Consider the following 26,502-nt stretch of genomic DNA (forward strand, 5'->3'; position numbering starts at 1 on the left):
AAATTTAGAAACTATAATTTAGTGACATACCATAATTGGGTTTGCCACCTAATTCATTAAAATTCACTTTTGGTTTAAAGGATAGGTCTTTAGAAACATTAAATTGCTGTAAATGGGCAGTTACATTGGCGTCAATTATGTTTAGAACATATAAACCTACTGTAATCATTATTGATAATTCCTGATCTTTTCTAAAGCGTCGTTGTCTATCTATTAATTGTTCGTTTGTAAGAACAGATAATCTATTAGTTGGGTCATCCGGAACACCTGCTAATCTACTTTTATAAAAATCACGAGCTTCGGTATATAAATCATTATTAAACTTATAATAATATATCCCAGCTCCCAATGCGCCATAAACAATTGGTATTTTCCAATACTTTCCAGTATGTGCTTGTCCAAGTCCAGGTAGTATAGCTGAATAAAAAGCAGCTCTAGCAGGAGCTAAGGGTTCATAAGGTCTTAATTTTTGATTCTTTTTCTTCTTCTTTTTTACGGCTACTTCTTCTGTAACTACTTTTAGTTCTTCGTTTTCATCCTTCTCTTGAGCAGAAATAGAATGAATACAAAAAAGCAGGAATAGGATAATATAAAAGGATTTAGTTCTCACTATCAATAAGTTTCTTTAGGCGTTTAAAATCTTCTTCTGAAGAAAACGGGATAATTAATTTCCCACGTCCATTACTGGAAACCTTTACGTCAATCTTCGCACCAAAATATTCTGAGAAATCTTTAATTCCTTTTAAAATATACTGGGGAGCTTTACTTTCTGTTTTTTCAGTAGTAGATTTTTCTTCTTTGTTATTTAAAGACCTAACTAATTTTTCAGTGTTACGAACAGATAACGAATCTCCAATAATTTTTTCATAAATATCAAGTTGTTGCTGCTGATCCTGAATATTAATCAATGCTCTTCCGTGACCCATTGAGATAAATCCATCTCGAATACCAGTTTGTACGATAGGATCTAATTTTAACAATCTTAAATAATTAGCAATAGTAGATCTTTTTTTACCTACACGATCACTTAATTGTTCTTGGGTTAATTGAATCTCGTCTATTAATCTTTGATACGATAATGAAATCTCGATAGGATCTAAATCCTGACGTTGGATATTCTCTACCAGCGCCATAGTCAATGACTCCTGATCATCTGCAATACGAATATATGCAGGGATAGTTTTTAATCCAACTAGTTTAGATGCCCTAAAGCGTCTTTCTCCACTTACTAACTGATACTTGTCAAAATCTAATTTACGAACTGTAATCGGTTGAATTACACCTATTTCTTTTATGGAAGTAGCTAGTTCTTGTAGTGTTTCGTCATTAAAACTTGTACGTGGCTGAAAAGGATTTACTTCAATACTATTGAGATCCAATTCTATAATATTTCCAACCACCTTATCAGCATTTTTGTCATCCGCTGATTTGATATCATTTTCCGGGTCTTTCAATAAAGCCGATAACCCTCTGCCTAAAGCTTGTTTTTTCGTTGCCTTCGCCATGAATCCTTAACTATTTTTCTTTATAATCTCGTGCGCCAAACTTAAGTAATTACTAGCACCTTTACTAGAAGCATCATAATTTATTATGCTTTCTCCATAACTAGGTGCTTCGCTTAAACGTATATTTCTCTGAATGATTGTTTTAAAAACCATTTCATTAAAATGTTTCTGTACTTCTTCGACTACTTGATTAGATAATCTTAATCTCGAATCATACATCGTTAATAATAACCCTTCGATATCCAGATGTTGATTATGAATTTTCTGAACACTTTTAATAGTATTTAATAATTTACCTAATCCTTCTAGTGCAAAATACTCACATTGGATAGGAATGATAACCGAATCTGAAGCAGTAAGCGCATTTAACGTCAATAAACCAAGCGACGGTGCACAATCGATCAGGATATAATCATATGCTGATTTAAGATGATCAATAGCTTTTTTTAGCATATATTCTCGTTCATCTTTATCTACTAGTTCAATCTCTATAGCTACCAGATCAATATGCGCTGGTATAATATCTACATTAGGAGAACTCGTCTCTAATATTGCTTCCTCAGGTTTAATAGTATGTTCCAGAATCTGATAGGTTCCTTTTTCAATACTTTCTACATCTAGTCCCAGTCCTGAAGTAGCATTAGCTTGAGGATCTGCATCTATAAGTAATACTTTTTTCTCTAATACTCCTAGAGAAGCTGCTAAATTTACGGAAGTGGTTGTTTTACCAACACCACCTTTTTGATTGGCAATCGCTATTATTTTACCCATGTGGGGAGATTTGGATTTAAGCGATAAAAATACAATTAATTATACATTATAAAAATGAAAAATATTAACAGTGTTTAATAAAAAAGCCCATCAGCTGAAACTGATGGGTTTCTGGATGGATAATAAGTTTAAATTATTCTTTTTCCGGCATTAGTATACCCAAAATATATCCTGTGTCAACATATTTTTTAGCAACATTCTGAATATCTTGTTTGGATAGTTTAGCAATAGTTTCTATGTAGGTTTCTCCGCTCTCTATTGGTGTTTGATTAAAATCAGCATTCTGAAGATTGCCCAACCAAAACGAGTTTTGTTTACTTTTTTCTTTGTGGTCTAATAATCTAGATTCTTTAATTTTAGAAAGATCCTTATCAGTTGGTCCATTTTTTATGATCTTTTGCAATTCAGCAATAGCAGCATCAGTTAATTTTTTTACGTTTTCCGGTCCACAAGGAAAACTTATACTAAAATTATAACTTCCATATGGTAGTTTATTGAGTCTTCCTCTTGCGCCAACACCATATACGCCACTTTCTTCTTCTCTAAGTTTTTCAATTAATTTGATAGAAAGGATTTCTCCTAGAACTTTTATGGCTAAATCTTCGGATTTATCGTATTCTGTTTCGCCTCTCCAAATAATATTTACAGAGCTTTTAGGATCTTTACCCTTATAAACTGTTTTTTTATGAGCACCAGCTATTGGTCTAAAATCAGATACTTTATAGGTTTCATCTTTACCAGTATCCGGTAAACTACCAATATATTTTTCTATATATTCTTTAAGTTTAATTTCATCAATACTTCCTACCAAGTAGAAATTGAACCCTCCAACACCAGCAAACCTCTCTTTATACTTTTGGTACGCAAGTTCATAATTAACGGCGTCTAATTTTTCTGAAGTCGGAAAACCAGTATATCTTGGGTTTTCTCCGTATTGAAATTTATTAAATTCTTCCTGGAAATAATTTTGCGGATTAGAAAGATAATTTGCTAAAAAACCTTTTTGTTTTTCCAGTTCTATTCTAAATGCTTTCTCGTCTTTATTTACATCTGTAAAATATAAATAAAGTTGTTGGAATAGTATTTCCAGATCTTTAGAAGTGGTAAAACCATTAAAACCTTCCGAGATAGTACTGATATATGGACTTAATGCAACAATTTTACCAGACATTACTTTTCTGATGTCATTACGTGATAGTCCGCCTAAACCGGTTTGCGCTACACTACCGCTCCCAAAAACAATTTGCATATATTCTTCATCGGTATATAAAGAATTTCCCCCATAACTAAATGCAGAAAATAAAATTTCATCGTTTTTAAAATCAGTTTTTTTATAAGTGATTTTTGCTCCGTTATCTAATTTAAGAACTGTATAACCTAGTTTCTCATTAGTTTTAGAAGAAATAATTTTTCCGGAAGGATGGATATTTTCGATCAGGTTTTCTCGAACTTCTTCATCTTGATAGTCTTCTATTTTAGAAGTTTCTATTGTTTTTAATAAAGAAATAATTTCTTCTTTCGTTACCTGTTTAAGACCTTCTTTTTCAGGTCCGGTCATTATTATTGCACGATTATCATTGTGTAAAAAAATCTTAATTAATTCATTTACTTCTTCTAAAGTAATGGTTGGTAATTGTGAGATTGTAAATTGATATTCCCATTCGATTCCAGGAATAGGTTCCTGTTCAAGGTAATTATTAATATACTCTCCTACAATTCTATTAGATTCTCTTTTATCTTTATCCTTGAACGATTTTTCCCATCTTGCCGAAATATCTTTTTTTGCACGATCTAGTTCTCCTTTCTTGAATCCGTATTGTTGTACTCTTTTATTCTCTTGTAGAATTACTTTCAAAGCATTAAGTTGTCCAGTTTCAGAAGTCAAAGCAAAAGATTGATATGCTTTCTTATTTCTTGCAAAAATACCGCTATGATTACTTCCTGCAAATACGAAAGGTGGATTGGGCTTGTTTCTTAGTTCGTTAAGACGGTTATTCATCATTTGGGTGAACACTTTTTCTACAATATCCTTTCTGTAATCATCTACTGTAGTCATCGGTTTTGAGGTCTCTCTATCTTTATACATTAATCTTACTATAGAGTTAGAAGCTTCTTTGTCGGAAACTACAGCGATAAGAGTTTCCTCGTGATTAGGGGAGTCATAAGTTTCTCTTTTTTTAGGGTTCTCAGGCATTTTGATACCACCGAAATGATCTTTTATCTTTTGTTCTAAAGTTGCAACATCAAGATCTCCAACAGCAATTACTGACATTAAATCTGGTCTGTACCAATCTTTATAATAACTTCTTATATCTTCATATTTAAAATTTTCCAGATTTTCTTTTGTACCTATAGGTAAACGTTCAGAATATTTAGAATTATAAGCAATGATGGGTAAGTATTTTTGGAGCATTCTTTCATTAGCACCTTTTCCTATGCGGTACTCCTCTAAGACAACGCCTCTTTCTCCATCAATTCCTTCTTCTGTTAGTGCTGCGTTGTGAGCCCAATCTTCTATAATCTGAAATCCCTTTTCTAATTTTTCTGGATCATCACTGGGAATAGGTAAAATATACACTGTTTGATCAAAGCTTGTATATGCATTTAAATCTGCACCAAATTTGACTCCAATGGTCTGCAGATAATCAATCAGATCGTTCTTTTTAAAATTTTTTGTACCATTGAAGTTCATGTGCTCCATAAAATGAGCAAGTCCTAATTGATGTTTATTTTCTAAGATAGACCCTGCATTTACCACTAATCTTAACTCTACTTTATCTTCTGGTTTTCCATTATTTCTGATGTAATAGGTGAGGCCATTATCTAGTTTTCCAATTTTTACATTAGGGTCTATTGGGATTTTAGTCTCATTTTCTACGCTAGAGGATACTCCAAGTTCTTTAGTAGTAGTTTGAGCAATTATGGTAAACTGGATAAGATGTAAAAAAGCTACAATTAGTATGTTAGAAATTGTTTTTCTCTTCATTGATAAATTATTAGTCTAAACTCATTTTCAAGTTTAATAGAGTCTTAAAATAGTTAAAAATTCAATACTCAACTGTTTTTAGTTGAATGTGAAATTAGAGAACTTTACTCTTGATAGGGGGTAATCAATTAGTTTTTAAATATTAATTTAACCAACTATTGTTTTCCTATAAAGTTCTTTAGCCTATGAAATTTAGGTGCTAATGTATGGGGTTTGTAAAAAAAAACTGAATACCGGATAGAAACTCTGATATTCAGTTAATTTTAATAGTACTTAATATGTTTTATTTACTTTTTTTAGCTCTGATAGCTGCTTCTAACATATCCCACATTTGCTCTGGTACCTGATCGAGTAAGTTAAATTGTCCTGCTCCTTTTAGCCATTCTCCTCCATCAAGAGTGATTACTTCACCATTAACATAAGCTGAAAAATCGGAAACAAGATATGCTGCTAAGTTTGCTAGTTCTTGATGTTCTCCTAAACGTTGAAGAGGGACTTTTTTAGAAAGATCAAATTTATCTTTCATATCACCAGGTAAAAGTCTATCCCATGCGCCTTTGGTAGGAAAAGGTCCTGGAGCAATTGCATTAAAACGCATTCCATATTTAGCCCATTCTACAGCAAGCGATCGTGTCATAGCCAATACTCCTGCTTTAGCAGTGGCACTAGGTACTACGTAAGCAGAACCAGTCCAAGCATAAGTAGTAACTATATTTAGTACATTAGTGTTTTCGTATTTGGTGTCTATCCAATGTTTACCAAAAGCAAGTGTACAGTTTTTGGTTCCCTTTAATACAATATCGATGATAGTGTCAAAAGCATTAGCTGATAATCGTTCAGTAGGGGAGATAAAATTTCCTGCAGCATTGTTTAGTAATATATCTACTGATCCAAAAGCTTTGAGTACTTGATCTCTCATTGATTCTACCTGATCATAATGTCTTACATCACATTGTACAGGTATACAAGTTCCTCCTGTTTCCGCTTCAAGTTCTTTAACAGTACCTTGAAGTTTTTCGAGATTACGCGAAGTAATAGCCACTTTGGCACCAAGTTCCATAAAATACTTAGTCATTGATTTACCTAATCCGCTACCACCACCGGTAACTACAATGTTTTTTCCTTCCAAGGCTCCATCACGAAGCATTTTATCAGTATAGCTCATATGTTTTGTATTAATATCGTTCGTTATTTTTGTGAAAGTTACAATTTATATTTAAAATACTATGCATGCATAGTATTTTAACATTATTCTAAAGTTGAAATTAAAATTTCTAAAATGGTAATGGCTGCATCACTTATTTTGGTTCCTGGACCAAATATAGCAACAGCTCCTTCCTGAAATAGGAACTCATAATCATCAGGAGGGATTACTCCACCGACAATAACCATAATATCTTCTCTTTCGTATTTTTTTAATTCTGCAATAATCTGAGGGACTAAGGTTTTGTGTCCTCCGGCTAATGAGGAAACGCCTACAATATGTACATCGTTCTCTACAGCCTGTTTTGCAGCTTCTTCCGGAGTTTGAAATAAAGGACCTATGTCTACATCAAAACCTACATCTGCATAACTGGTAGCTACAACTTTAGCGCCTCGATCATGACCATCTTGTCCCATTTTTGCAATCATTATTCTAGGTCTTCGACCCTCTAGATCTGCATATTTATTAGCTAATTCTCTCGCTTTATTAAACGATTCATCGTTTTTTATTTCCTTGGCATACACTCCGGTAAATGATTTAATTTCTGCTTTATATCTTCCAAATTCTTTTTCAAGAGCATCACTAATTTCTCCTAAAGTAGCTCTTAATCGTGCGGCATCTACAGCTAAAGCTAATAAATTCTCCTTATCATCTTTAGCTGCTTTTGTTAAATTATGCAACGCTTGTTGCACAGCTTCTTCGTCTCTAGAATTTTTAACTCTTTTTAATCCATCAATTTGTTGTTTTCTTACAGCATCATTGTCTACTTTGAGCGTAGCAATATGTTCTTCTTCTTCTAGTTGAAATTTATTAACTCCAATAATTAAATCTTGTTGGCTATCGATTCGAGCTTGCTTACGAGCGGCAGCTTCTTCTATACGCATTTTAGGAATTCCTGCTTCTATTGCTTTGGTCATTCCGCCTAATTCTTTAACCTCTTCTATAAGTTTCCAAGCTTTCTCTGCAATGTCATTGGTTAAAGATTCTACATAATAACTTCCAGCCCAAGGATCAACGGTACGTGTGATCTGAGTTTCTTCCTGAAGATATATTTGTGTATTTCTAGCTATTCTGGCAGAAAAATCTGTGGGCAATGCAATAGCTTCGTCTAGTGCATTGGTATGTAAACTTTGGGTGCCTCCAAAAGCAGCTGCACTGGCCTCTATACAAGTTCTGGCTACGTTATTAAAAGGATCTTGTGCGGTTAAACTCCATCCGCTTGTCTGACAATGAGTCCTAAGCATTAAGGACTTTGGGTTTTTAGGGTTGAATTGTTTAATAAGCTTTGCCCAAAGCATACGTGCTGCGCGCATTTTGGCAATTTCCATAAAATGGTTCATACCTATTGCCCAGAAAAATGATAAACGAGGAGCAAAGGAATCAACATCTAAACCAGCTTCAATTCCTTTGCGAATATATTCCAATCCATCCGCTAAGGTGTATGCTAATTCAATATCACAAGTTGCTCCTGCCTCTTGCATATGGTATCCCGAAATACTTATCGGATTAAATTTAGGCATGTTTTTAGAACAATATTTAAAAATATCACTAATGATTCTCATTGATGGAGTAGGTGGGTAAATATAGGTATTACGTACCATGAATTCCTTCAGAATATCATTCTGAATGGTTCCTGATAGTAATTTTTGATCTACTCCTTGTTCTTCTGCGGCTACAATATAAAAAGCCATTATTGGTAGAACGGCTCCATTCATTGTCATAGAGACAGACATTTTATCTAGAGGTATCTGGTCAAAGAGTACTTTCATATCCTCTACAGTATCTATTGCTACTCCAGCCATTCCCACGTCACCAAATACTCTCTCATGATCGCTATCATATCCTCGATGAGTAGCCAGGTCAAAGGCTACAGAAAGCCCTTTTTGTCCAGCAGCAAGATTTCTACGATAAAATGCGTTACTTTCTTCTGCAGTAGAGAATCCTGCATATTGTCTAATAGTCCAAGGTCTTCTTACATACATAGTAGAGTAGGGACCTCGCAAATAAGGAGGTATTCCGGCTACGAAATTAAGATGTGTAAGGTCTTTGATATCGTCTTTGCTATATTCAGATTTTATTTCAATTCCTTCAGAAGTAGTAAACATTTCTTTATTAGAAGATGAATTGGAGGATTTACTCTCTGAGCGCAACGTAATATGTTGAATATTTTTTCTGGTCATTTTTAAAATTTCATTTTTTCAATATATCCATCAAAATTTACTTCAAACGGAGTTGTAAGATTGATCATAAATGTTTGCTTATCAGCTGTGACAATGTAAAAATTACTAAATACTCGGGTGTTTTCTTCAAAATTATCAACCTGAAATATAGATCTAAACATGGTGAAATTCTTATTTTTCGCATAAGCGGCAGTAAGTTTTTTAAAGTTTAGGTTCGTAATACGGCTTACATGATTGTTTTTTTGTTTGATATAAGAAAGTAACATAGTAGCATCTCGCTTACTAAAATTCATATAAGGAAGTGTGTTTAAAGTATATGTAGATCTAGTATAAGAGTCAAAAAATAAATAAAAATCACCCTCCATATCTCTCATACTTTCTAATCTTTTAATTTCATTGCTTAATTGAATCTTAGTTAGAGAAGAATCAAGTACAGACCTGTAATTTGCTATTGAGAGTTGTTTGAATCCTTGAGGGAGAAATGTTTTGATCAATCCATCCTTTAGGTAGAAGTAATTACCTTCTAATATTTGAGTGGTATTGTTATTTGATTTTTCTATCCAACTGTGGGTTTCCTGTAAAACAGTATTACACGAAATCAAAATCAATAAAGAACCAATAAGAAGATGTAGTCTTATTCTCATTGAAGAAAAACATTAATAAAAACGTAAAATTACGGTTTTATTGGTGATCTATTTTAGAAAATATAGATTATGTTGGCTGGTAAACAAAGAATATTGCAATAACGATTAACCAAATGCTTTTTCGATAACCATAAGAATAGAGAAATAAATATCAAAAGCGATAAACTTTTTTATTTCAGAAGAACGGAATTTATTATCTGGAATATAATAAATTCTTTGTGCAATTAGTGATGTGCTTACATTTCCGTCTTGTTCAAGCGTACTGATGATGTTTTGGAAGTCATCACTATCACTATTATTTTTTAAACATTGAATTAGTCCACCTCTATAATTGAAAATCAGAATTTCTTCTTCTCCTTTTTTAGTGGGATGTGTATATGGTGATGGTTTTTTGCTTGCTTCCTGATTTTCATATTCACTAAGTTTTACCCAAATAGAGTTAGGGTCATTCGATTTCTTTTTGAAAACTCTTGCTAATTGAATAGAATTATCTGAGGGTAATTTTCTTAAATCCAACGATAGACTAGCTACCTCTGCCAAGAATGTACGGTAAGTTTTTATGGAATCATTTCCAAATTTGTAATATTCGAATAAGTCTTTTTCGAAAGAATTGAATGCTTTACTGTAGAGTCCACTGCTATCAACACTCAGGCAATTGATACCTTTTTGGGAGTAACAGATTGAGGTTAAAAGTAATAAAGTTATTATGACGATTCTAGATCTAATCATTTGGGGCATCGATTAAGATTTAGTTTTGTTAATTATTTGTTTTAAATGTTAATTTTTTTTGAAAGTTAACAATAAATTATGAATTATTTCCGTTATATATTGTTTTTCTCAATTTTTTCACACAATCTTCTTTTAATAATTGGGCTAATTAAAGTTTTTCTTACATTCTTTTCAAGAAAGGGATTTTTCTGCATTGAAGGTAATACTTCATCAGGATTTCTGTAGGTATTAGCTCCTGTTAATATTACTTCTTCTTTGTCAAAAAGTTCTTGCTCTTTCTCTGAACTTTCTTTTATTTTTTTCTGGATAGTTCCAGATTTTAATTGTTTCAAATAACCTCCGCCTTCTTCGATATTCTTAAATAAAGACAGCGCTTTTTCTGCCAACTGATTTGTTAAACTTTCGATATAATACGATCCAGATGCTGGATTGTTTACAATATCAAAAGAACTTTCGTTTTTTAGAATTAACAATTGATTGATTGCTATTCTTGTCCCAAAATCATTTTCTAGATTATATACATCATCATATCTCAAATTATGAATCGTATCTGCACCACCTAATATAGCACTCATGCACTCGGTGGTAGTACGAAGCATATTTACATTATAATCTAAAATGGTTTTATTTCTGTGTGAAGGATGCGCGAATATATAACATTTTTTTAACATTTTATATTCTTCTGTTAAAGAATCCCATAATATTCTTAAAGCTCTTAGTTTAGCAATTTCGAAGAAGTAATTTCCCCCAACGGCAACTTTAAAGATTATTGGTTTTTCCTGAAGTGGATTACTTTCCAGATTTTCAAAATGATTGAGATATTCATTAGCATGTGCTAACCCATATGCTAATTGTTGGATCATTGTAGCTCCTGCATTCTGAAGTATACCAAGATCCACACTAATAATGTTGTCTATGTTAGAGCTCTCTTTTACTATGTTTTCTAGTATCTGATGATCTTCTTTTAGATTTTTAAACCAATTTCCGGTTTTTGCCAAATTACCAATAATATCGGTCAGTAAATGAATAGAAAGCTTCGATTTATCAGCATAAGTGTTTACTTTTCGAATATAATCGGATGATAAAAATAAAGTTTCGATATAAACTGATATCTCAGGGGAGAAATTAGATAAAAGTGTATTTGGTTCTATATTTTCTGTTGTGATAATAAAATAAATGCTTTCGGCTCCTTTTTTAATTGCGTTTAAAGCTGCAATGTTTCCGACAGTAGCATCCTCAACTTTAATTTTTAGAGAATTTTTCCAGGTAGATGGGTGAGAGGTGTTATTAATCTCTGTAATATCTTCAGTATTATAAAAAGGTTTTACATCAATTCCTTCATAGGATTTATAGATTAGAGCTTCATTATAATCAGCTCCTTTTAAATCAAATTGAATTTTTTGCTTCCATTCTTTTGCAGAAACTTGATCAAAACCATCAAACAAAGTCTTAGTCATCTTTTACTTTTTTAGGGATACTGTCTTCGTATTCAATAATATAGATTTCTTCATTATCTCGCTTCATAAAATATTCTTCTCTGGCGAATTTTTCTAGTTCACTACTATCTTTTAGGATTTTTATATCCTTTTGATCCTTTACAATTTCCTTTTTATAATATTCTTTGTTATCCTTTAACTCTTTGATTTCCTGATCTAATTCCCTATGAATAAGCCAAGAATTTGTATCCAAAAACAGGATCCATATTACGAATACCAAAATTATCAACACATATTTATTAAAAAATATGGCAAAAACCGGTATTAGAGCAGGAGTGTTCCTTAGCTTTTCGAAATAGCGTTTTAGCTTCAACTTAAATCAAATAATTTTTAGTTTATAAAGGTACAAAAGTTAATTCAAGCGTTCTTTTACAATGGTACGAACAATGTCTATGGCAACATTATTGTAATTATTGTTAGGAATAATCAAATCAGCAAACTCCTTTGTAGGATCAATAAATTGCTGGTGCATAGGTTTTAGAGTATTTTGGTAACGATCTAACACCTCTTCCATATCTCTACCTCTTTCTGCAATATCACGTTTTAATCTTCTGATTAGGCGCTCATCACTATCGGTTTGTACATATATTTTGATATCAAACATATCCCGAATCTTAGGATTTGTAAGTATCAAAATTCCTTCTACAATAATTACTTTACTGGGCGCAGTTTTTATGGTCTCCTTAGTTCGATTGTGTTCGACAAATGAATATACAGGTTGTTCAATCGTTTCTCCTTTTCTTAAAGCATTCAGATGTTCTCCTAATAATTCAAAATCTATTGATTGCGGATGATCAAAATTGATTTTAGTTCTTTCTTCATATCTAAGATGACTAGTGTCTTTATAATATGAATCCTGCGAAATAACACATACTTCATTTTCAGGTAATTCATTTACAATTTGATTTACAACAGTCGTTTTTCCGCAACCTGTTCCTCCAGCTATACCAATAATAAGCATTCCCAATTATTTTTTGACAAATTTAGAAATAGTTATTGAGTTATCGAGTTTTTGATCGATAGAGTTTTTATAAAAGCTTAGATGTAGTCGAAAATATTAATGAGGATAGTAGATGACTCCAGATGAAGAATCTCTATTTGCACCAGTAACAGACCGTAGACAATTTACCTCATTTCTATCTTTTAATACTCCCATAAATCCAAAAATTAAAGCTTCTTTATAATCAATGATATTGGTATTGGGTATAATAATTTTAGAGAATTTTTGCAGTTTTTGTTGTAAAACTTCTATCAAAAAATCATTTTTAGCACCACCACCTGTGATCAGAAGTGATGAATTTTTTTTATGGGTTACTTTTATAGCGTTAGAGATTTGTAATGCGATATGATGAACGGCTGTATGTAGTAAATTTTCGACCGAATCATTTGCGTTTTCGATAATTGGAACGACTTTCTCCAAAAACCATTCGTATCCTAGCGATTTGGGATAGGGCTCTTTGTAATACACCAATTCATTTAAAGCTTCCAATATCTTTTTATTTAATGTTCCGGTTTTGGCAAGTTTTCCTCCATTATCATATTCAAGATTTATTTTAGAGCAAATAAGATTCAATAACATATTAGCTGGAGAAATATCATAAGCAATTCTTTTGTCATTAAGTTCAAAAGAAATATTACTGATACCACCTAGGTTGAGACAAAAATCATAATTACTAAATAGGAATCGATCTCCAATAGGAACTAAGGGAGCCCCTTGACCACCAAGAGCCACATCATTAGTTCTAAAGTCACAAATCACTTTTTGATTACAAGAATTAGCAATATGTTGACCAGAACCAATCTGATAAGTTAATCCGATTTCTGGCTGATGATAAACTGTGTGACCATGACTTGAAACAAAATCTATTTTCAGGTTGTTTTCTTCAATAAATTGTTTCACTTGGGCGCCTAACCATAATCCATATTGGTTATGAAAGGCAAGTAAGTTAACGGGATCAAAATGTACTGCGTTCTTTAAACTATTTTTAAGTTCTGGATTATAATCTACGTCTTTAGTTTTAGTAATCGAAAAAGTCCAGGAATCTTGCTGTTTTTCTATTTCACAATAGGCAATATCCAAACCATCTAATGAGGTTCCGGACATTAATCCTATTACTTTATATATTTTAGGAGGAATTGACATTTACGAATGCAAACTAGTAAAATATTTTTAACAATAATCTTTTTACTTAGTTATATTTATTGATGTATTGGAGGTCAAGTTTTTCTGGGTCAATTTCTACTATCGCTTTTTTATAATAAAAATCGATGATCTCATTTTCCAGATATATCTTAATTTCATTCACATTCTTTTTACCGAATAGAGAAAATATATATGCTGCTTCAGCTTTTTTAAATTCTGTAATAAGTTCATCTGGATTTTCAACAACATTTATCCCTTTGTATCCGTCAAACTTTTTCTTCATCCAGCGATGACTGGCCAATCTGATAAGGCTTTTTTGTCTTTCTTCGTTTAGGAAATCTATTTCCTTTGTATTCGTAGAGTCTTTCTTTTTTAAGCGGTCTACGGCTGTTTTTGATTTGATATATTGTCTTTCGAGTTTAAAGTCAATGCGCTTCATGTCTCTTTTTAACTTTTCAACAACATCATACAGCGCTCCGTTATACATGATCACAAACTCTTCATAATTATATAGAGCATCAAGAAATAAGATTGCCTTTTTTCGATATATTTTGGGGAAAGCTTGTTTTTTAGCATCTATAAAAAGCTCATTAAGCCCTGTCTGGATCTCTTCTGGAATTCCAGAAAATTTAGGACTGTTTTTTATTGTTCTAAGTTGGTCCGTAATATCCATTCGTGATCCCTTGTATACTATGGATCGGTACTTAAATCGATATCTATTTGGAGATTCATAATCTATTTGTTGGTTGTAACCATAAAAACTCATGAAAAGTAAGACAAAAAATAAAATAGATTTCATAAATCTTGGTTTCTACAGACTTTCTGAATATGTTTTAGTTAACGTATAAAAACGTTAACGTAAATTATACATTGATTGTTATATTTATTTTGAACGAAATACTTTTAAAAGTGCACTTCATAAAAATATAATCTTTATTTGTTAACTGAACCAACTTCTTCTGGTGTAACCATCTTTTTTTGTTGATTTCCCCAGCTGTTCATAATATAATTCATAACATCAGCAATTTCTTCATCTTCTAACCCTAACGAAGTCATAGCACTGTTATATGTTGCTCCATTAACTTTTATAGGGCCGTTTAATCCGTATTTTATAGAATGAATACTTTCTTCACGTTTGTTAATTAGCCAATCTGATCCTGCTAATGGAGGAAAAATCTTAGGGGTGCCTTTGCCGTCATGTAAATGACATTGCATACAGAAATCGGCGTAAATTTCTTCGCCGCGAATGATACTTTTAGAAAGTTCAGTTTCTTGATAATCTGATGTTAGACTATTGATATATTCAGTATTTGGTTTTTCCTGCTTGGCTAATACAGAAATACAAAATACAATAGAAACTAGCTCTAAGATTAGAATTTGTTTTAAACGCTTTTTTGTCTTTAAATTAACAAACATCTACTATGATTTTGGGATGATTTTTATAATTCCTTTGTTCTCTACAGCTACATAAATATATCCATCTGGACCTTGACGCACATTACGAACTCGACCAATATTTTCTACTATTTTTTTTCTACCGATTACTTGACCTTTATTTAGTTCTACTAATTCTAAATACTGAAATTTTAAGGAGCCAACTAATAAATCATTTTTCCAATCAGGATATTTATCACTAGTTACAAAATCCATTCCACTTGGAGCAATAGAAGGAGTCCAATAATATATAGGTTGTTCCATACCATCTTTGCTGGTAATATCTGTAATAGAAGATCCACTATAATTAATTCCATATGTGATGATAGGCCATCCATAGTTTACTCCTTTTTTAAGAGTGTTAATTTCGTCACCTCCCCTAGGACCATGTTCGTGAATCCATATTTTTCCATCTAAAGGGTTTATTGCCATTCCTTGAGGGTTTCTATGTCCATATGAGAAGACTGCTTTTTTTGCTCCATTTTCTTTTACAAAAGGATTGTCATCGGGAATGCTTCCGTCATCATTAAGTCTATAAACTTTTCCACCATCTCTGGTTATATCTTGTGGATTTTCGTCTCTATTTCCTCTATCTCCAATACTGAAATAAAGATATCCATCATCATCGAATTCTATTCTTGATCCAAAATGATGTCCACGAGTAGTATTGGGAGCTCCTTTATATAATTTTTCTATAGAAGTTAATTGGTTGTTTTTAAGTTTAGCTCTTATTAGCGCAGTATGTCCTCCTTTTTCTGTGCCTTCTTTGGAAGAATATGTAATATATAACCATCCATTTTCCTCATATTTAGGATGAAGCTCAATATCCAACAACCCTCCTTGATTACGATTATATACTTCGGGCACATTACCAATTTGAGTTTTTGCTCCACCTTTATAATGAATTAATTCACCACTTTTTTCTGTAATAAGTATACTTCCGTCTGGCAACCAGACCATGCCCCAGGGAATTTGCAAATCGGGAACAACAATTTCTGTAATATAGTTTTTTGGGTCAGGATCTATCTGGATATCATTTTTCTTTTCTTGGGCACAGGAAAAGAGCACGCTTAATAGGACTATTTTTAGAAATACAAAATTCTTCATTTTCGATCATTGAGTTTACCTCTGAAAAGTACAAATAAAAATTATTTATAATCTATATTTTATGTTAATGCCTCCATACATATTAAAAGGCAATCCCGGATAAAAATATCTGGGGGCATTGCCACCAAAACCTCTGGCATTAATCTGTAATTGTGAAGCGTACTTGGTATCTAAAATATTATTTGCTCCTAAAAATAGGTCATAGAAAACGTGCTTGCCAATAGTATTTGTATATCCTATTTTACCGTGTAATAATTCGTAATGATTACTAAAAACAGTATTTTGATCATTTGCAGGAATTTCACCAACGGTCTGAAAATTAAGATTTCCATAAATTCCTTTTTTCGTAATTAGATCGATCCCTAAGTTGATGACATGCGAGGGAACACCAGTGACATCATTACCAGAAAAATCAGCATCCAAATCTACAAAATCATCAAATTCATAGTCATTGATAGTTGCATTAATAAATAAGTTTAATTGAGTTTGACGGGTCTTAAGGAGCCTATAATTAAGTGCAGCTTCTATTCCGTTATGAATTGTTTTTCCGGCATTGATCGCAAAGAAATTATCTTCTTCAGTTCTTCTGGTTACTAATAAGTCTTGAACTCTTAAGGTGTATATAGAAATGGAACCATATAATTTACTTTTTAAGAATTTATAACGAGTACCTATTTCATAATTCCAACCGATTTCTGGCCGAATATCTGGATTGAATACACCGTCTGGTAATAAAGTTTCTGAAGTAGTTGGAGTAGAGAAACCATGTGCTATGTTTCCGAAAAGAATGAAATTACTGTTTAATTGATAATTCAAGCCTACTTTTGGAGAGAGAATTGGATCAAAGTCAAAGCTTCCAGAACTATCTTCATTGTCACTTAAAAATTCATCATCAATATCAAAAAATGTTTGATTTAAATGTATCCCCAAATTAAACTGAAGTTTATCATTTAGTTTTAGATTCGTTTCTGCAAAAACATTGTAATAATTTCTTTTTTCATCAAGATCTGAGAGTTGATTTCCTAAAACGCTACCAGTTCCAATAGGGAAATCTTCATAGAGATTTTCAAAAGTTTTACCATTATAGAAGTCTAAAAATAGTTCACCACCAGCTGTCCAATTCCATTTTTTATTTAAAAAATTAGAAACACCAACAATTCTACTTCTTATACCAATAGTATTAGATGTTTCTTTTAGTATATTAAATGGTCTTGGTTCATAATTATTCCTGAAAGAAGTAAATATGCTAGTATGCTGCGAAAATGATTGGTTATAGTCATGTTTCCAAGTCAGTCCCAGAATTCCATACATAATATCTTCAAAAGCTTGAGATTGTCCCCAAGTAAAAGCTGCATTCCTTGGATTATTATCAAAATCATCCTGATTTAGGGAACTAGGGATTTCTGCTTTTAAATCAACGTAGCTAGCAATAATAGAAAAGTTGTTTTTCTCTCCAGAATGTATTGAAGAAGTAACTGTAACGGTATTTCTATTGTAGGTGTTATTATCTCGATATCCATCAAAATGATTATTGCTATAAATGATGTTAACAGTTGATTTTTTACTTCCGATAGCAATTTTCGCAATGTTTCTACTCAATCCGTAACTTCCTAAAGAGCTAGAAAAAACAGCTTCTGTAGCTTGACGATCTATAAATTCGGGTCTTAACAAAATAGTTCCTCCTAAGCCAACACCATAACTACTAGATGAAGGTCCTTTATGAATATCAATTCTTGAAATTGAAGCTAGTTCTAGATCTTCGATTGATGATTCTCCATTTCCATCCGTTAGTGGGATATCTCCAAAATATGTTCTGATATTTGCAGTACCAAATAAATTTCGAGCACCGATTCCTCTTATAGTAATTCGGTTGGTATTGAGCGTGCCGTTTTGCATAAAAACTCCAGGAACTTTGTTTAAAATAGGGTTTAACTCAATAGTGTTACCACGGTTGATTTCCTGATTACTTATAATAGCAACCGCATCTGTTGCATATTTCTTCTGTAATGAAATGGATTGACTATTTATTATTACTTCTTGTAGTAAATTGATATCAGGGTTTAAGGATATAGTTATGCTTTGATCATTAGTTATTATGATCTTTTTGGTTTGATATCCTGAAAAAGAGATTTCAATAGTCCCATTACTAATAAAGTTAAAAGTACCATTGTTATTAGAAAATGTTTTGTTTCCTGTCTCTACGTCTACTATAGTAGCATTTTTTATATGGGTTAATGTAGTATTGTCTATAACTAATCCAGAAATATTAAACTGTGCATTGGTTACATAATAGAGAAACAAGAAAAGTAGAAGTATTATTTTTTTCAAAAGGTGAATTTTTGCTCAAATATCGTAAACTAATTAAGTACCGGTTCTTAAAAATAACTTATAATTGTAGTCTGATCAAAAATCGAAACGAATTATATATGTTATCCAATGTTTAGAAAAATAATTTTCCTTTTTCTGGTTTTAACCAGTACGATTTCTTTTGCACAAAGAATTAAAATTGATAAGAAGAAACTGGAGTTTTTGAAAAATGAAACGAAGATTGCTGTAAAGCTTACTTTTCCTGAAGATCTCATCATTTTTAGTCTTCACCCAGAAAAGGAGTTTATAGAGAAGATGAAGAGTAAGTATGGAAAGATAGACAAGAATAAAGGTGAGAAATGGTTTGAGACTTATGAAAAAGCTAAAAAGGAAACTTGGAGAAATGCTTTTATTCAAGGAGTAAGTAAAAAATTAAGTAAGTATAGTGATTTGAAATTTGTGTCTGCCGAAGAAGAAACGAATTATACATTAATTGTTGAAGCGGATTGGATATATACAGGATATGGGGGTAATGCAAGTGTGGGTAGAGAAGAAGGTAAGCTTGAAGCAACACTGAAATTTGTGAAAACAACTCAACCGGATTCATATATTTATAGTACACAAACACCTAAAGTAATAGGGAATTATGCTTATGGAGAATTTGGCGATATAGAAAGAATAAGAGAATGCTATGATAAGTTGGGATATTTATTAGAGCTTCAGCTAAAACGAATATTGAAATAAAATCTTTAAATAAATAATAGGTTTTAACAAAAGAGTTTACTTATATTTGCACCCGCAAAAAGGATAACCATTTCGGGGTGTAGCGTAGCCCGGTTATCGCGTCGCGTTTGGGACGCGGAGGTCGTCACGCTTGAGGCGTGACCACCCAGATAAATAAAATATGTTCGTTTATATATTGTATAGCGATAAAAGTTCAAGATATTATGTAGGTCAAACTGCTGATATCGATAAAAGATTGAAAAGACACAATTCAGGGATAGTTCCATCTACAAAAAGTGGTACTCCTTGGAAGTTAGTTTTGCAACTTAAAACATCTTCAAGATCTGAAGCAATGATTTTGGAGAAAAAAATAAAGAAGAGAGGTGCAAAACGATTTTTAGATAACCATTTCGGGGTGTAGCGTAGCCCGGTTATCGCGCCGCGTTTGGGACGCGGAGGTCGTCACGCTTGAGGCGTGACCACCCAAACAAATAAAATATGTTCGTTTATATATTGTATAGCGATAAAAGTTCAAGATATTATGTAGGTCGAACTGCTGATATCGATAAAAGATTGAAAAGACACAATTCAGGGATAGTTCCATCTACAAAAAGTGGTACTCCTTGGAAGTTAGTTTTGCAACTTAAAACATCTTCAAGATCTGAAGCAATGATTTTGGAGAAAAAAATAAAGAAGAGAGGTGCAAAACGATTTTTAGATAACCATTTCGGGGTGTAGCGTAGCCCGGTTATCGCGCCGCGTTTGGGACGCGGAGGTCGTCACGCTTGAGGCGTGACCACCCAAACAAATAAAATATGTTCGTTTATATATTATATAGCGATAAAAGTTCAAGATATTATGTAGGTCAAACTGCTGATATCGATAAAAGATTGAAAAGACACAATTCAGGGATAGTTCCATCTACAAAAAGTGGTGCTCCTTGGAAGTTAGTTTTGCAACTTAAAACATCTTCAAGATCTGAAGCAATGATTTTGGAGAAAAAAATAAAGAAGAGAGGTGCAAAACGATTTTTAGATAACCATTTCGGGGTGTAGCGTAGCCCGGTTATCGCGCCGCGTTTGGGACGCGGAGGTCGCAGGTTCGAATCCTGCCACCCCGACAAAAGTAAACCGTTCATTTTCAGTAGATAATGAACGGTTTTTTGTTTCTTCACGTCAGGGGTCGGCAGTAAAGTCGTCAGTTTATAGTATATTTGGTCTTGTACCAAAGGATACATACGAAGATATGCATAAATTTAAAAAGGCGCGTCTGGTTAAGTCAAAAGCTGCAAAAGGCAACTACATTATGTTCTATGTGTGGGACGTACAAAAGAATGATTTAGTAAGGCACAGAAGGTATATTCCAAAGAAATATAAAACAGAAGCCGAACAGAAAGCCTATGCTAAGGATATGATTAAACAAATCAATAGGATTCTAGCAGACGGGTATTATATAGATAGGAAAAAGGCTTCTAAAAATACTATTGACCAACAAAGCCAAGTATCAGAAAAAATATATTCTGTTCGAGAAGCCACAACTGCATTTATTGAAATCAAAAAAGCAAAGCAACTATACAAAAGAGGAATAGAATTTTATACCAATACACTAGAGCGCTTCGTAAAGTGGCTAGCAGATAAAGGTTTGGATAGTGTTTGGATTGGGGATTTGGATAATGGCTTAATTCAGGAATATTTTCTGTATTTGCTTACCAACAGAAAGAATAGTGCAAAAACCTATAACAATACTCTTGGAGTTCTTAAAACGTTCTATAACGTCTGTTTAAGGCAAGAATGGGTAGAAGGTAAAAACCCATTTGATAAGGTTGACAAACTTCCTGAAGAATATGGTACTAAAAACAAACCTTTCACTAATGAGCAAATAGCAGATATTAAAGAATATGTTTTGGAACACGATCCATATCTCTGGAAGATTATCTCTTTTGTGTACTATTCTTTTATGCGTCTATCAGAAATCAGACGATTAAAAGTTGGCGATATTGATTTAGAAAAAGATCTTATTTGGGTATCCGGACGGACCAGTAAAACTAAAAAAAGAGATGTAATCCCAATTGTTCCTGCTTTAAAGAAAATTATTTTAGAAATGAATTTGGAGCAATATCATCCAGATGATTTTTTATTTGGCTCGAATCAAACTCCTTCCTCCACTAAAATGGGTGAGAATTATATGGGAAAACATTTCAGAAAGGTAAAAGACCATTTTGAATTGAGCGATGATTACACACTTTATGGTTTTAAGCATACGGCTGTAGTAAATTGGTATAGAAAGGAAAAAGATATTCGTAAAATTCAGAAAATGTGCAGGCATTCTAGTATGTTAATGACGGAACGTTATTTAAAATCTCTTGGTCTCTTAGATGACAAAGATGCAGTTTCTGAATTACCAGAGATTTGATCAACCTCTTTTAGGGGTTTGAATCCTGCCGAGGTCACTTTAGTTAATTAAACCATTGAAAATCAAATAGTTTTCAATGGTTTATTTTTTTTAGATGTTTTGTAACTATTTAAAAATCAGAATAAAAAGTTCGAATCTTCTCGAAGACTTACTTCCTTTATGTAGGAATACTTACATTTTAACACTCGATTTATGTGTATGAATCTCACACTTTATGATTGTAATTAAATGGTCTGTTATTTTTTAGAGATTTTGAGTAGTGTTGGATTATTCATCGTTATGATGAAATAAATGATAATATGCTTTCAAGATAAGGAACAATTTTCTTAAGGAGATATCTAAGTCCTTTTGTCGGAGTTTGGATATTATCTAAAAGAAGCTCGAATGTAGCAAGCAGGAACAATAAAAGGATGTATATTGGCTATCAGTTAGAAAGATATCCAAATATAAACTCCAATAGTAAACTTTTGCAAAAATCAAAAAAACAATGATGCAGATCACACTATTAATCTTAACATTGACCTCATTTGTTGTTTTTCCTTATCAAAAAATAGAAGGGATCGAAAAATTAGAAGGAATATACCAAGGTCGTATCGAGGACGGTTATTCATTTTGTTGTAAAACTGAATCAGGATCTGAGAGAATACTGGTTTTCAGAGAAATTCTGAATGTTATACTTGAAAAACATCCATTACATATCGATAAACTTGTTGGACAAAAATTCATAATCTCGTTTACTAAAGATATAATTATTGAAGGAAAAGGTAGTAGAGAAGTATGGACTATATTACGCTTACAGAAGCTTGTGCCTGGGCAACATCTTGGAGATTGATATAAAACTTTAATTCACAATAGTAAAAGGCCTGAACCCTTTTTTATTCTACAGGAAAAGCTTTCAATGTTTTGATGATTTTAATAGAATTTATTCTTTTACGCGATCATATTTTAAATATAAAAACACCTTGTAAAAACATGAGTACCAAACTATACATCAAATATATGGTCAGTTTGCGATGCAAAATGATGGTTAAAGAAGAACTTAAAAAATTGGGATTACAATATGCGGTGGTTGATTTGGGTATCATTGAGATATTAGAAGATATAACAACAGAACAGCGAAAACAGCTGAAAGAAAACCTGTTAAATTCAGGATTAGAATTATTAGATGATAAGAAGAGCATTCTAATTGAAAAAATCAAAAATATCATTATAGAAATGATCCATTACACAGATGAATTGCCTTTAGTGAATTACTCAGATTATATCAGTAAAAAGGCAGATTATAACTATACATATCTGGCTAATATATTTTCAGAAGTGAAGGGGATTACTATTCAGCAATTTATTATTATTCATAAAATTGAAAGAGTCAAAGAATTGCTTATTTATGACGAATTAAATCTTACAGAGATTGCTTATAGACTGCACTACAGCAGTGTTGCTCATTTATCTAATCAATTCAAAAAAGTTACAGGTTTGACACCTACATTTTATAAAAAATTGAAAGAAAAGCGCAAAAAGAACCTGGAAGATTTATAATCAGAATGTCACATTAACCAAATTCTAAATATGTAAATCAATCTTTTATACCAATTTACAGGATATCATTTGCTCAATTTTGCATCATTTAGATAAACAGATATATTGTTTTGATACTTACATATCACAAAATACCCTGCATTAAGTTCAATGATTGCTGTTTTACCTGTAGCATTTCTTATCCTAATAGGTAAACCCATAGATAAAATTATTTTTTTATTCATAACCATAAAGGTGACCTGTTTTTTGCCAGAAACCATGCTTATTGAAGGTTATTTTATACTAAATAATCTTTTGCTGTATTGATATTTGAGAATGTGTGATATATGTAATATGGATTTAATGTAGTATAACACAATGTATATTTAATTATCCCATTTTTGTAGTAAAATAAAAGCAAAATGGATGATCAAGATATAAATCAAATAAAGAATGCATTGAAAAATGGCAAATGGAAGAAATTATTCATTTTGGCATTTGTATTTATACTACTAATAGCATTTAAGCCATGGGTTCAAGTAGGAGCAGGTGAAAGAGGAATTGTTCAAAATTTTGGGGCGGTTCAAGATGTTGTACTAGGGGAAGGGATTCACTTCAAAATACCAATAATGCAAACAGTGATTCTAATGGATGTAAAGATCCAAAAAACAATGACTGATGCTGCATCCTCTTCCTCAGACCTTCAGGATGTAGATTTATCAGTGGCCTTGAATTATCATATTATACCTGATAAAGCAAATTTAGTGTACCAAACCATTGGAGTAGAATTTAAAGAGCGTATTATTGATCCAGCCATTCAAGAGGTAATGAAAGCTGTTTCAGCCAGATATACTGCAGAAGAATTAATTACCAAAAGACCAGCCGTCAGTACCGAAATGCAACAGGCACTTACCTCAAGACTGCTTGCATCAAATATATCAGTTGATGCTTTCTCTATTATTTCTTTCAGCTTTTCTCAAACTTTTACTGATGCCATTGAAGCAAAACAAACTGCAGAACAAAATGCATTAAAGGCAAAGCGAGATTTGGATAGGATAAAAGTCGAGGCAGAGCAAACTATTGCTGCTGCAACAGCTGAAGCAGAGGCGCTACGTTTACAAAAAATGAATATTTCACCTGATCTAATTGAACTGAGAAAAATAGAAGCAAATCTTAAAGCAATAGAAAAATGGAATGGAGTTTTACCACAAGTAACAGGCGCAGGTGCTATACCCTTTATCGGAGTAAGTGATGTTGCTAAAAAGCTAAAACAATGATAGGGTAATCTTATGGGATCAATCTTTAGCTTATGATAATTTTATTTGTAATGATTCATTTGATTTCTTTTAAAACAAAAAAAAGTTAACATATAACTGTTTTTAATATAATCAAAATTAGTATTTAGCTTCATATTGGGTTTGATAAAAAAAGGTCATCGCCTATGAAAATAATAGATTTCATAACTAAATGGAGCAACAATTACATCATAATTGTTGTTTTAGTCATTTTGGTGACAATGGCGCTTATCAAAGTATCAATATGGGTACTCAATAAGTACATTCTGCATACTTCAAAAAAATCTCAAATAGCGCCTACTCATTATCATTTTTTTAAAAATGCGGTTGCTTTTCTATTTTGGCTAATTGCCCTAGCCACCATTACTTTCCTAATCCCTCCTCTCAAAGCTTATGCACTTACGGTTTTTGCAAGTGCTGGTATTTTTCTAGCTATTCTTGGGTTAGCTGCGCAACAAGCCTTATCTAATATTGTTAGTGGAACTTTTATTGTTATTTTCAAGCCATTTAGAGTTGGTGATTTTATCACAATTGCTAATCAATATACAGGGACAGTAGAAGATATTACTTTAAGACACACAGTAATTGTCAATTTTGAAAATAGAAGGATCATTATCCCAAACTCAATTATAAGTGGCGAAACAGTTATTAACAGTAGTATTGCAAATGAAAAAATATGTCAATCAATTGAGATTGGAATAAGTTATGAAAGCAATATTGATACCGCCAAAGCTATTATGAGAGAGGAGGCAGAAAAACACCCTTTTTGTATTGATAACCGATCTAAGAAGGAAAAAAATAAAGACCTAGAAATTGTTCGGGTATTTCTTAAAGGCTTTGGCGAAAGTAGTGTGAATCTGAAAGCAAGAGTATGGTGTGATAATCCATACAAAGCTTTTGATATGCACTATGATATTAATCAATCCATAAAAAAAAGGTTTGATAAAGAAGGTATTGAAATTCCATATCCGCATCGTACAATTGTCTATAAAAAAACTTAAAAAAAGAAAAATAATATAACACCTTCTTCAGAATAATTACTTGCATATTTTCTAGAGTTAGTTGAGAAAACCCCAAATGTGTTACTATCTAATCATATTCTAATAGATTGTTAACCTGTTGAATAGATTAAAAGGTGTTTGAAAAAAGTTATAAAAAAGTGTGATATATGTAATGTAAGCTAGAACTAGTGTAACGCATTAAATCATTAATTAACTGATTTTTGTATACATATCATACTGCTTTTATATGTAGTGTGTTAGTAATAATTTAAAAAACAGAAAATCATGTCAAAAGAAAAAGAAGGTAAATCCAAGTCAGGTAAAAAAGCTCCAGCAAAAAGTTTGAAAGAAAAGAGGGCTGCAAAAGCTGCAAAAAGAAAAGAAAAAAGGAGTGGTGAATAAACGTTATGTAACAAATCACCATCATGTTGTTCTAGTTTAACATCAAACTTCTAGTATATTCTCTATGAAAAATCAAGAATTAGAAAAATCCTTTACACATAAGCTAGTTGATATAGTTGAATACGTACCTGGATCAGTAGTTATGAAAGCAATTCTGAAGAAAAAAACAGGAATTGTTGCCGTATTATCATTCGATATGGGAGAAGCATTGCCTTCTAAAATATCTCCTTTTGACAATCTTATTCAGATTATAGACGGAGAAGCTGAGATTATTATTAATGAAGAATCAAATACGATTGAAACCGGTCACGTAATCATTATCCCAGCTCATACAAGAAATGTAGTAAAGGCTAATAAACGATTTAAAATGATGTCGATCATCATTAAAAGTGGTTATGAAGATGTGAGTATTTAGAATTTAAATATAACGTATATGGAAGGACAAGAAAGTAAATTCAAATCAGGAGATATTGTTTACTCCAAAGTAAACCCTGAAGTTAAATTGATTGTGCGGTTATACTACCGTCGAATATACTATTGTACGTTTGCTGAAGATCCTAAGAAAAAGGAAGTAGTGTTTTTTGAAAGAGAGCTTTTATAATGATTACTTGAAATGGTTAAAGTTAAGAACAAAATAACACATAC

Annotated in this window: 27 protein-coding genes and 1 tRNA gene; 12 read left to right on the forward strand and 16 right to left on the reverse strand. The window is 32.2% G+C overall.

The window, feature by feature from the left end; translation table 11 throughout:
- Window positions 1-4: 4 nt before the first annotated feature.
- The 16 genes from Q0829_RS23510 to Q0829_RS23585 all read right to left on the reverse strand — a co-directional run bounded on the left by Q0829_RS23510 (window position 5) and on the right by Q0829_RS23585 (window position 18,527).
- Window positions 5-610 (reverse strand): DUF5683 domain-containing protein, encoded by a 606-nt coding sequence (locus Q0829_RS23510; RefSeq protein WP_366893892.1) that lies wholly within the window; start codon window positions 608-610, stop codon window positions 5-7.
- On the reverse strand, window positions 600-1,505 hold the full coding sequence (locus Q0829_RS23515; protein ID WP_298547584.1) for a ParB/RepB/Spo0J family partition protein: 906 nt from the start codon (window positions 1,503-1,505) through the stop codon (window positions 600-602). Before Q0829_RS23515 ends, Q0829_RS23510 begins: the two co-directional genes overlap by 11 nt.
- A 6-nt stretch (window positions 1,506-1,511) precedes the next feature.
- A complete protein-coding gene (locus tag Q0829_RS23520; protein ID WP_298547586.1) occupies window positions 1,512-2,276 on the reverse strand; it encodes an AAA family ATPase in 765 nt (254 codons plus the stop codon).
- A 133-nt stretch (window positions 2,277-2,409) separates the two neighbouring features.
- Complete coding sequence (locus Q0829_RS23525; protein ID WP_298547588.1) at window positions 2,410-5,262, reverse strand: pitrilysin family protein; 2,853 nt, start codon at window positions 5,260-5,262, stop codon at window positions 2,410-2,412.
- A 283-nt stretch (window positions 5,263-5,545) separates the two neighbouring features.
- Window positions 5,546-6,427 (reverse strand): SDR family oxidoreductase, encoded by an 882-nt coding sequence (locus tag Q0829_RS23530; RefSeq protein WP_298547589.1) that lies wholly within the window; start codon window positions 6,425-6,427, stop codon window positions 5,546-5,548.
- Window positions 6,428-6,510: 83 nt separating this feature from the next.
- Window positions 6,511-8,646, reverse strand: coding sequence for a methylmalonyl-CoA mutase (gene scpA / locus Q0829_RS23535; protein WP_298547590.1), 2,136 nt, complete (start codon window positions 8,644-8,646; stop codon window positions 6,511-6,513).
- A gap of 2 nt (window positions 8,647-8,648) precedes the next feature.
- Window positions 8,649-9,290 carry a hypothetical protein gene (locus Q0829_RS23540; RefSeq protein WP_298547591.1) on the reverse strand — a complete coding sequence of 214 codons (642 nt, stop codon included), beginning with the start codon at window positions 9,288-9,290 and terminating at the stop codon, window positions 8,649-8,651.
- Window positions 9,291-9,395: 105 nt separating this feature from the next.
- Window positions 9,396-10,019 (reverse strand): hypothetical protein, encoded by a 624-nt coding sequence (locus Q0829_RS23545; RefSeq protein ID WP_298547592.1) that lies wholly within the window; start codon window positions 10,017-10,019, stop codon window positions 9,396-9,398.
- A 92-nt stretch (window positions 10,020-10,111) separates the two neighbouring features.
- On the reverse strand, window positions 10,112-11,476 hold the full coding sequence (locus Q0829_RS23550) for a methylmalonyl-CoA mutase subunit beta (RefSeq protein ID WP_298547593.1): 1,365 nt from the start codon (window positions 11,474-11,476) through the stop codon (window positions 10,112-10,114).
- Window positions 11,469-11,780, reverse strand: coding sequence for a septum formation initiator family protein (locus tag Q0829_RS23555; RefSeq protein WP_298548046.1), 312 nt, complete (start codon window positions 11,778-11,780; stop codon window positions 11,469-11,471). The genes Q0829_RS23550 and Q0829_RS23555 overlap by 8 nt, the downstream gene beginning before the upstream one ends.
- Before the next feature lie 87 nt (window positions 11,781-11,867).
- A complete protein-coding gene (udk, locus tag Q0829_RS23560) occupies window positions 11,868-12,476 on the reverse strand; it encodes a uridine kinase (protein ID WP_298547594.1) in 609 nt (202 codons plus the stop codon).
- Between the two features lie 96 nt (window positions 12,477-12,572).
- The gene (locus tag Q0829_RS23565; protein ID WP_298547596.1) at window positions 12,573-13,658 is read right to left on the reverse strand and encodes an anhydro-N-acetylmuramic acid kinase; all 1,086 of its coding nucleotides are present in this window, start codon (window positions 13,656-13,658) and stop codon (window positions 12,573-12,575) included.
- Window positions 13,659-13,704: 46 nt separating this feature from the next.
- Complete coding sequence (locus tag Q0829_RS23570; protein WP_298547598.1) at window positions 13,705-14,457, reverse strand: hypothetical protein; 753 nt, start codon at window positions 14,455-14,457, stop codon at window positions 13,705-13,707.
- Between the two features lie 134 nt (window positions 14,458-14,591).
- Window positions 14,592-15,074: a cytochrome c gene (locus Q0829_RS23575; protein ID WP_298547600.1), complete on the reverse strand. Its 483-nt coding sequence runs from the start codon at window positions 15,072-15,074 to the stop codon at window positions 14,592-14,594.
- Window positions 15,075-15,077: 3 nt separating this feature from the next.
- The gene (locus Q0829_RS23580; RefSeq protein WP_298547602.1) at window positions 15,078-16,199 is read right to left on the reverse strand and encodes a PQQ-dependent sugar dehydrogenase; all 1,122 of its coding nucleotides are present in this window, start codon (window positions 16,197-16,199) and stop codon (window positions 15,078-15,080) included.
- A gap of 45 nt (window positions 16,200-16,244) precedes the next feature.
- The gene (locus tag Q0829_RS23585) at window positions 16,245-18,527 is read right to left on the reverse strand and encodes a TonB-dependent receptor (RefSeq protein WP_298547605.1); all 2,283 of its coding nucleotides are present in this window, start codon (window positions 18,525-18,527) and stop codon (window positions 16,245-16,247) included.
- Between the two features lie 108 nt (window positions 18,528-18,635).
- On the opposite strand from Q0829_RS23585, the gene Q0829_RS23590 reads away from it, so the two are divergent.
- The 12 genes from Q0829_RS23590 (at window position 18,636) to Q0829_RS23645 (ending at window position 26,458) form a co-directional block, all read left to right on the forward strand.
- A complete protein-coding gene (locus tag Q0829_RS23590; RefSeq protein ID WP_298547608.1) occupies window positions 18,636-19,250 on the forward strand; it encodes a hypothetical protein in 615 nt (204 codons plus the stop codon).
- 160 nt (window positions 19,251-19,410) lie between these two features.
- The gene (locus tag Q0829_RS23595) at window positions 19,411-19,650 is read left to right on the forward strand and encodes a GIY-YIG nuclease family protein (RefSeq protein ID WP_298547611.1); all 240 of its coding nucleotides are present in this window, start codon (window positions 19,411-19,413) and stop codon (window positions 19,648-19,650) included.
- 77 nt (window positions 19,651-19,727) lie between these two features.
- Window positions 19,728-19,967 (forward strand): GIY-YIG nuclease family protein, encoded by a 240-nt coding sequence (locus Q0829_RS23600; RefSeq protein ID WP_298547613.1) that lies wholly within the window; start codon window positions 19,728-19,730, stop codon window positions 19,965-19,967.
- Window positions 19,968-20,044: 77 nt separating this feature from the next.
- The gene (locus tag Q0829_RS23605; RefSeq protein WP_298547615.1) at window positions 20,045-20,284 is read left to right on the forward strand and encodes a GIY-YIG nuclease family protein; all 240 of its coding nucleotides are present in this window, start codon (window positions 20,045-20,047) and stop codon (window positions 20,282-20,284) included.
- Window positions 20,275-20,349 (forward strand) — tRNA-Pro (locus tag Q0829_RS23610). Before Q0829_RS23605 ends, Q0829_RS23610 begins: the two co-directional genes overlap by 10 nt.
- A 125-nt stretch (window positions 20,350-20,474) precedes the next feature.
- Window positions 20,475-21,641, forward strand: a complete 1,167-nt coding sequence (locus Q0829_RS23615) for a site-specific integrase (protein ID WP_298547617.1) — start codon at window positions 20,475-20,477, stop codon at window positions 21,639-21,641.
- 490 nt (window positions 21,642-22,131) lie between these two features.
- Window positions 22,132-22,473 (forward strand): hypothetical protein, encoded by a 342-nt coding sequence (locus Q0829_RS23620; RefSeq protein ID WP_298547619.1) that lies wholly within the window; start codon window positions 22,132-22,134, stop codon window positions 22,471-22,473.
- Between the two features lie 167 nt (window positions 22,474-22,640).
- The gene (locus Q0829_RS23625) at window positions 22,641-23,180 is read left to right on the forward strand and encodes a helix-turn-helix domain-containing protein (RefSeq protein ID WP_298548048.1); all 540 of its coding nucleotides are present in this window, start codon (window positions 22,641-22,643) and stop codon (window positions 23,178-23,180) included.
- A 401-nt stretch (window positions 23,181-23,581) separates the two neighbouring features.
- The gene (locus Q0829_RS23630; RefSeq protein ID WP_298547622.1) at window positions 23,582-24,436 is read left to right on the forward strand and encodes a prohibitin family protein; all 855 of its coding nucleotides are present in this window, start codon (window positions 23,582-23,584) and stop codon (window positions 24,434-24,436) included.
- Between the two features lie 164 nt (window positions 24,437-24,600).
- Window positions 24,601-25,455, forward strand: coding sequence for a mechanosensitive ion channel family protein (locus tag Q0829_RS23635; protein ID WP_298547624.1), 855 nt, complete (start codon window positions 24,601-24,603; stop codon window positions 25,453-25,455).
- Between the two features lie 466 nt (window positions 25,456-25,921).
- Window positions 25,922-26,272 carry a cupin domain-containing protein gene (locus tag Q0829_RS23640; RefSeq protein ID WP_298547627.1) on the forward strand — a complete coding sequence of 117 codons (351 nt, stop codon included), beginning with the start codon at window positions 25,922-25,924 and terminating at the stop codon, window positions 26,270-26,272.
- A gap of 18 nt (window positions 26,273-26,290) precedes the next feature.
- On the forward strand, window positions 26,291-26,458 hold the full coding sequence (locus tag Q0829_RS23645; RefSeq protein WP_298547630.1) for a hypothetical protein: 168 nt from the start codon (window positions 26,291-26,293) through the stop codon (window positions 26,456-26,458).
- The last annotated feature ends 44 nt before the right edge of the window (window positions 26,459-26,502 follow it).

It is taken from the genome of uncultured Aquimarina sp. (assembly GCF_947492405.1).
Taxonomy (GTDB): Bacteria; Bacteroidota; Bacteroidia; order Flavobacteriales; family Flavobacteriaceae; genus Aquimarina.

Excerpts from the sequence above, each read along its gene's own strand:
- Q0829_RS23515 (WP_298547584.1), bottom strand. The coding sequence starts at position 1,505 with ATGGCGAAGGCAACGAAAAAACAAGCTTTAGGCAGAGGGTTATCGGCT.
- Q0829_RS23520 (WP_298547586.1), bottom strand. The coding sequence starts at position 2,276 with ATGGGTAAAATAATAGCGATTGCCAATCAAAAAGGTGGTGTTGGTAAA.
- Q0829_RS23525 (WP_298547588.1), bottom strand. The coding sequence starts at position 5,262 with ATGAAGAGAAAAACAATTTCTAACATACTAATTGTAGCTTTTTTACAT.
- Q0829_RS23530 (WP_298547589.1), bottom strand. The coding sequence starts at position 6,427 with ATGAGCTATACTGATAAAATGCTTCGTGATGGAGCCTTGGAAGGAAAA.
- scpA (WP_298547590.1), bottom strand. The coding sequence starts at position 8,646 with ATGACCAGAAAAAATATTCAACATATTACGTTGCGCTCAGAGAGTAAA.
- Q0829_RS23540 (WP_298547591.1), bottom strand. The coding sequence starts at position 9,290 with ATGAGAATAAGACTACATCTTCTTATTGGTTCTTTATTGATTTTGATT.
- Q0829_RS23545 (WP_298547592.1), bottom strand. The coding sequence starts at position 10,019 with ATGATTAGATCTAGAATCGTCATAATAACTTTATTACTTTTAACCTCA.
- Q0829_RS23550 (WP_298547593.1), bottom strand. The coding sequence starts at position 11,476 with ATGACTAAGACTTTGTTTGATGGTTTTGATCAAGTTTCTGCAAAAGAA.
- udk (WP_298547594.1), bottom strand. The coding sequence starts at position 12,476 with ATGCTTATTATTGGTATAGCTGGAGGAACAGGTTGCGGAAAAACGACT.
- Q0829_RS23565 (WP_298547596.1), bottom strand. The coding sequence starts at position 13,658 with ATGTCAATTCCTCCTAAAATATATAAAGTAATAGGATTAATGTCCGGA.
- Q0829_RS23570 (WP_298547598.1), bottom strand. The coding sequence starts at position 14,457 with ATGAAATCTATTTTATTTTTTGTCTTACTTTTCATGAGTTTTTATGGT.
- Q0829_RS23575 (WP_298547600.1), bottom strand. The coding sequence starts at position 15,074 with ATGTTTGTTAATTTAAAGACAAAAAAGCGTTTAAAACAAATTCTAATC.
- Q0829_RS23580 (WP_298547602.1), bottom strand. The coding sequence starts at position 16,199 with ATGAAGAATTTTGTATTTCTAAAAATAGTCCTATTAAGCGTGCTCTTT.
- Q0829_RS23590 (WP_298547608.1), top strand. The coding sequence starts at position 18,636 with ATGTTTAGAAAAATAATTTTCCTTTTTCTGGTTTTAACCAGTACGATT.
- Q0829_RS23595 (WP_298547611.1), top strand. The coding sequence starts at position 19,411 with ATGTTCGTTTATATATTGTATAGCGATAAAAGTTCAAGATATTATGTA.
- Q0829_RS23600 (WP_298547613.1), top strand. The coding sequence starts at position 19,728 with ATGTTCGTTTATATATTGTATAGCGATAAAAGTTCAAGATATTATGTA.
- Q0829_RS23605 (WP_298547615.1), top strand. The coding sequence starts at position 20,045 with ATGTTCGTTTATATATTATATAGCGATAAAAGTTCAAGATATTATGTA.
- Q0829_RS23615 (WP_298547617.1), top strand. The coding sequence starts at position 20,475 with ATGCATAAATTTAAAAAGGCGCGTCTGGTTAAGTCAAAAGCTGCAAAA.
- Q0829_RS23620 (WP_298547619.1), top strand. The coding sequence starts at position 22,132 with ATGCAGATCACACTATTAATCTTAACATTGACCTCATTTGTTGTTTTT.
- Q0829_RS23625 (WP_298548048.1), top strand. The coding sequence starts at position 22,641 with ATGGTCAGTTTGCGATGCAAAATGATGGTTAAAGAAGAACTTAAAAAA.
- Q0829_RS23630 (WP_298547622.1), top strand. The coding sequence starts at position 23,582 with ATGGATGATCAAGATATAAATCAAATAAAGAATGCATTGAAAAATGGC.
- Q0829_RS23635 (WP_298547624.1), top strand. The coding sequence starts at position 24,601 with ATGAAAATAATAGATTTCATAACTAAATGGAGCAACAATTACATCATA.
- Q0829_RS23640 (WP_298547627.1), top strand. The coding sequence starts at position 25,922 with ATGAAAAATCAAGAATTAGAAAAATCCTTTACACATAAGCTAGTTGAT.
- Q0829_RS23645 (WP_298547630.1), top strand. The coding sequence starts at position 26,291 with ATGGAAGGACAAGAAAGTAAATTCAAATCAGGAGATATTGTTTACTCC.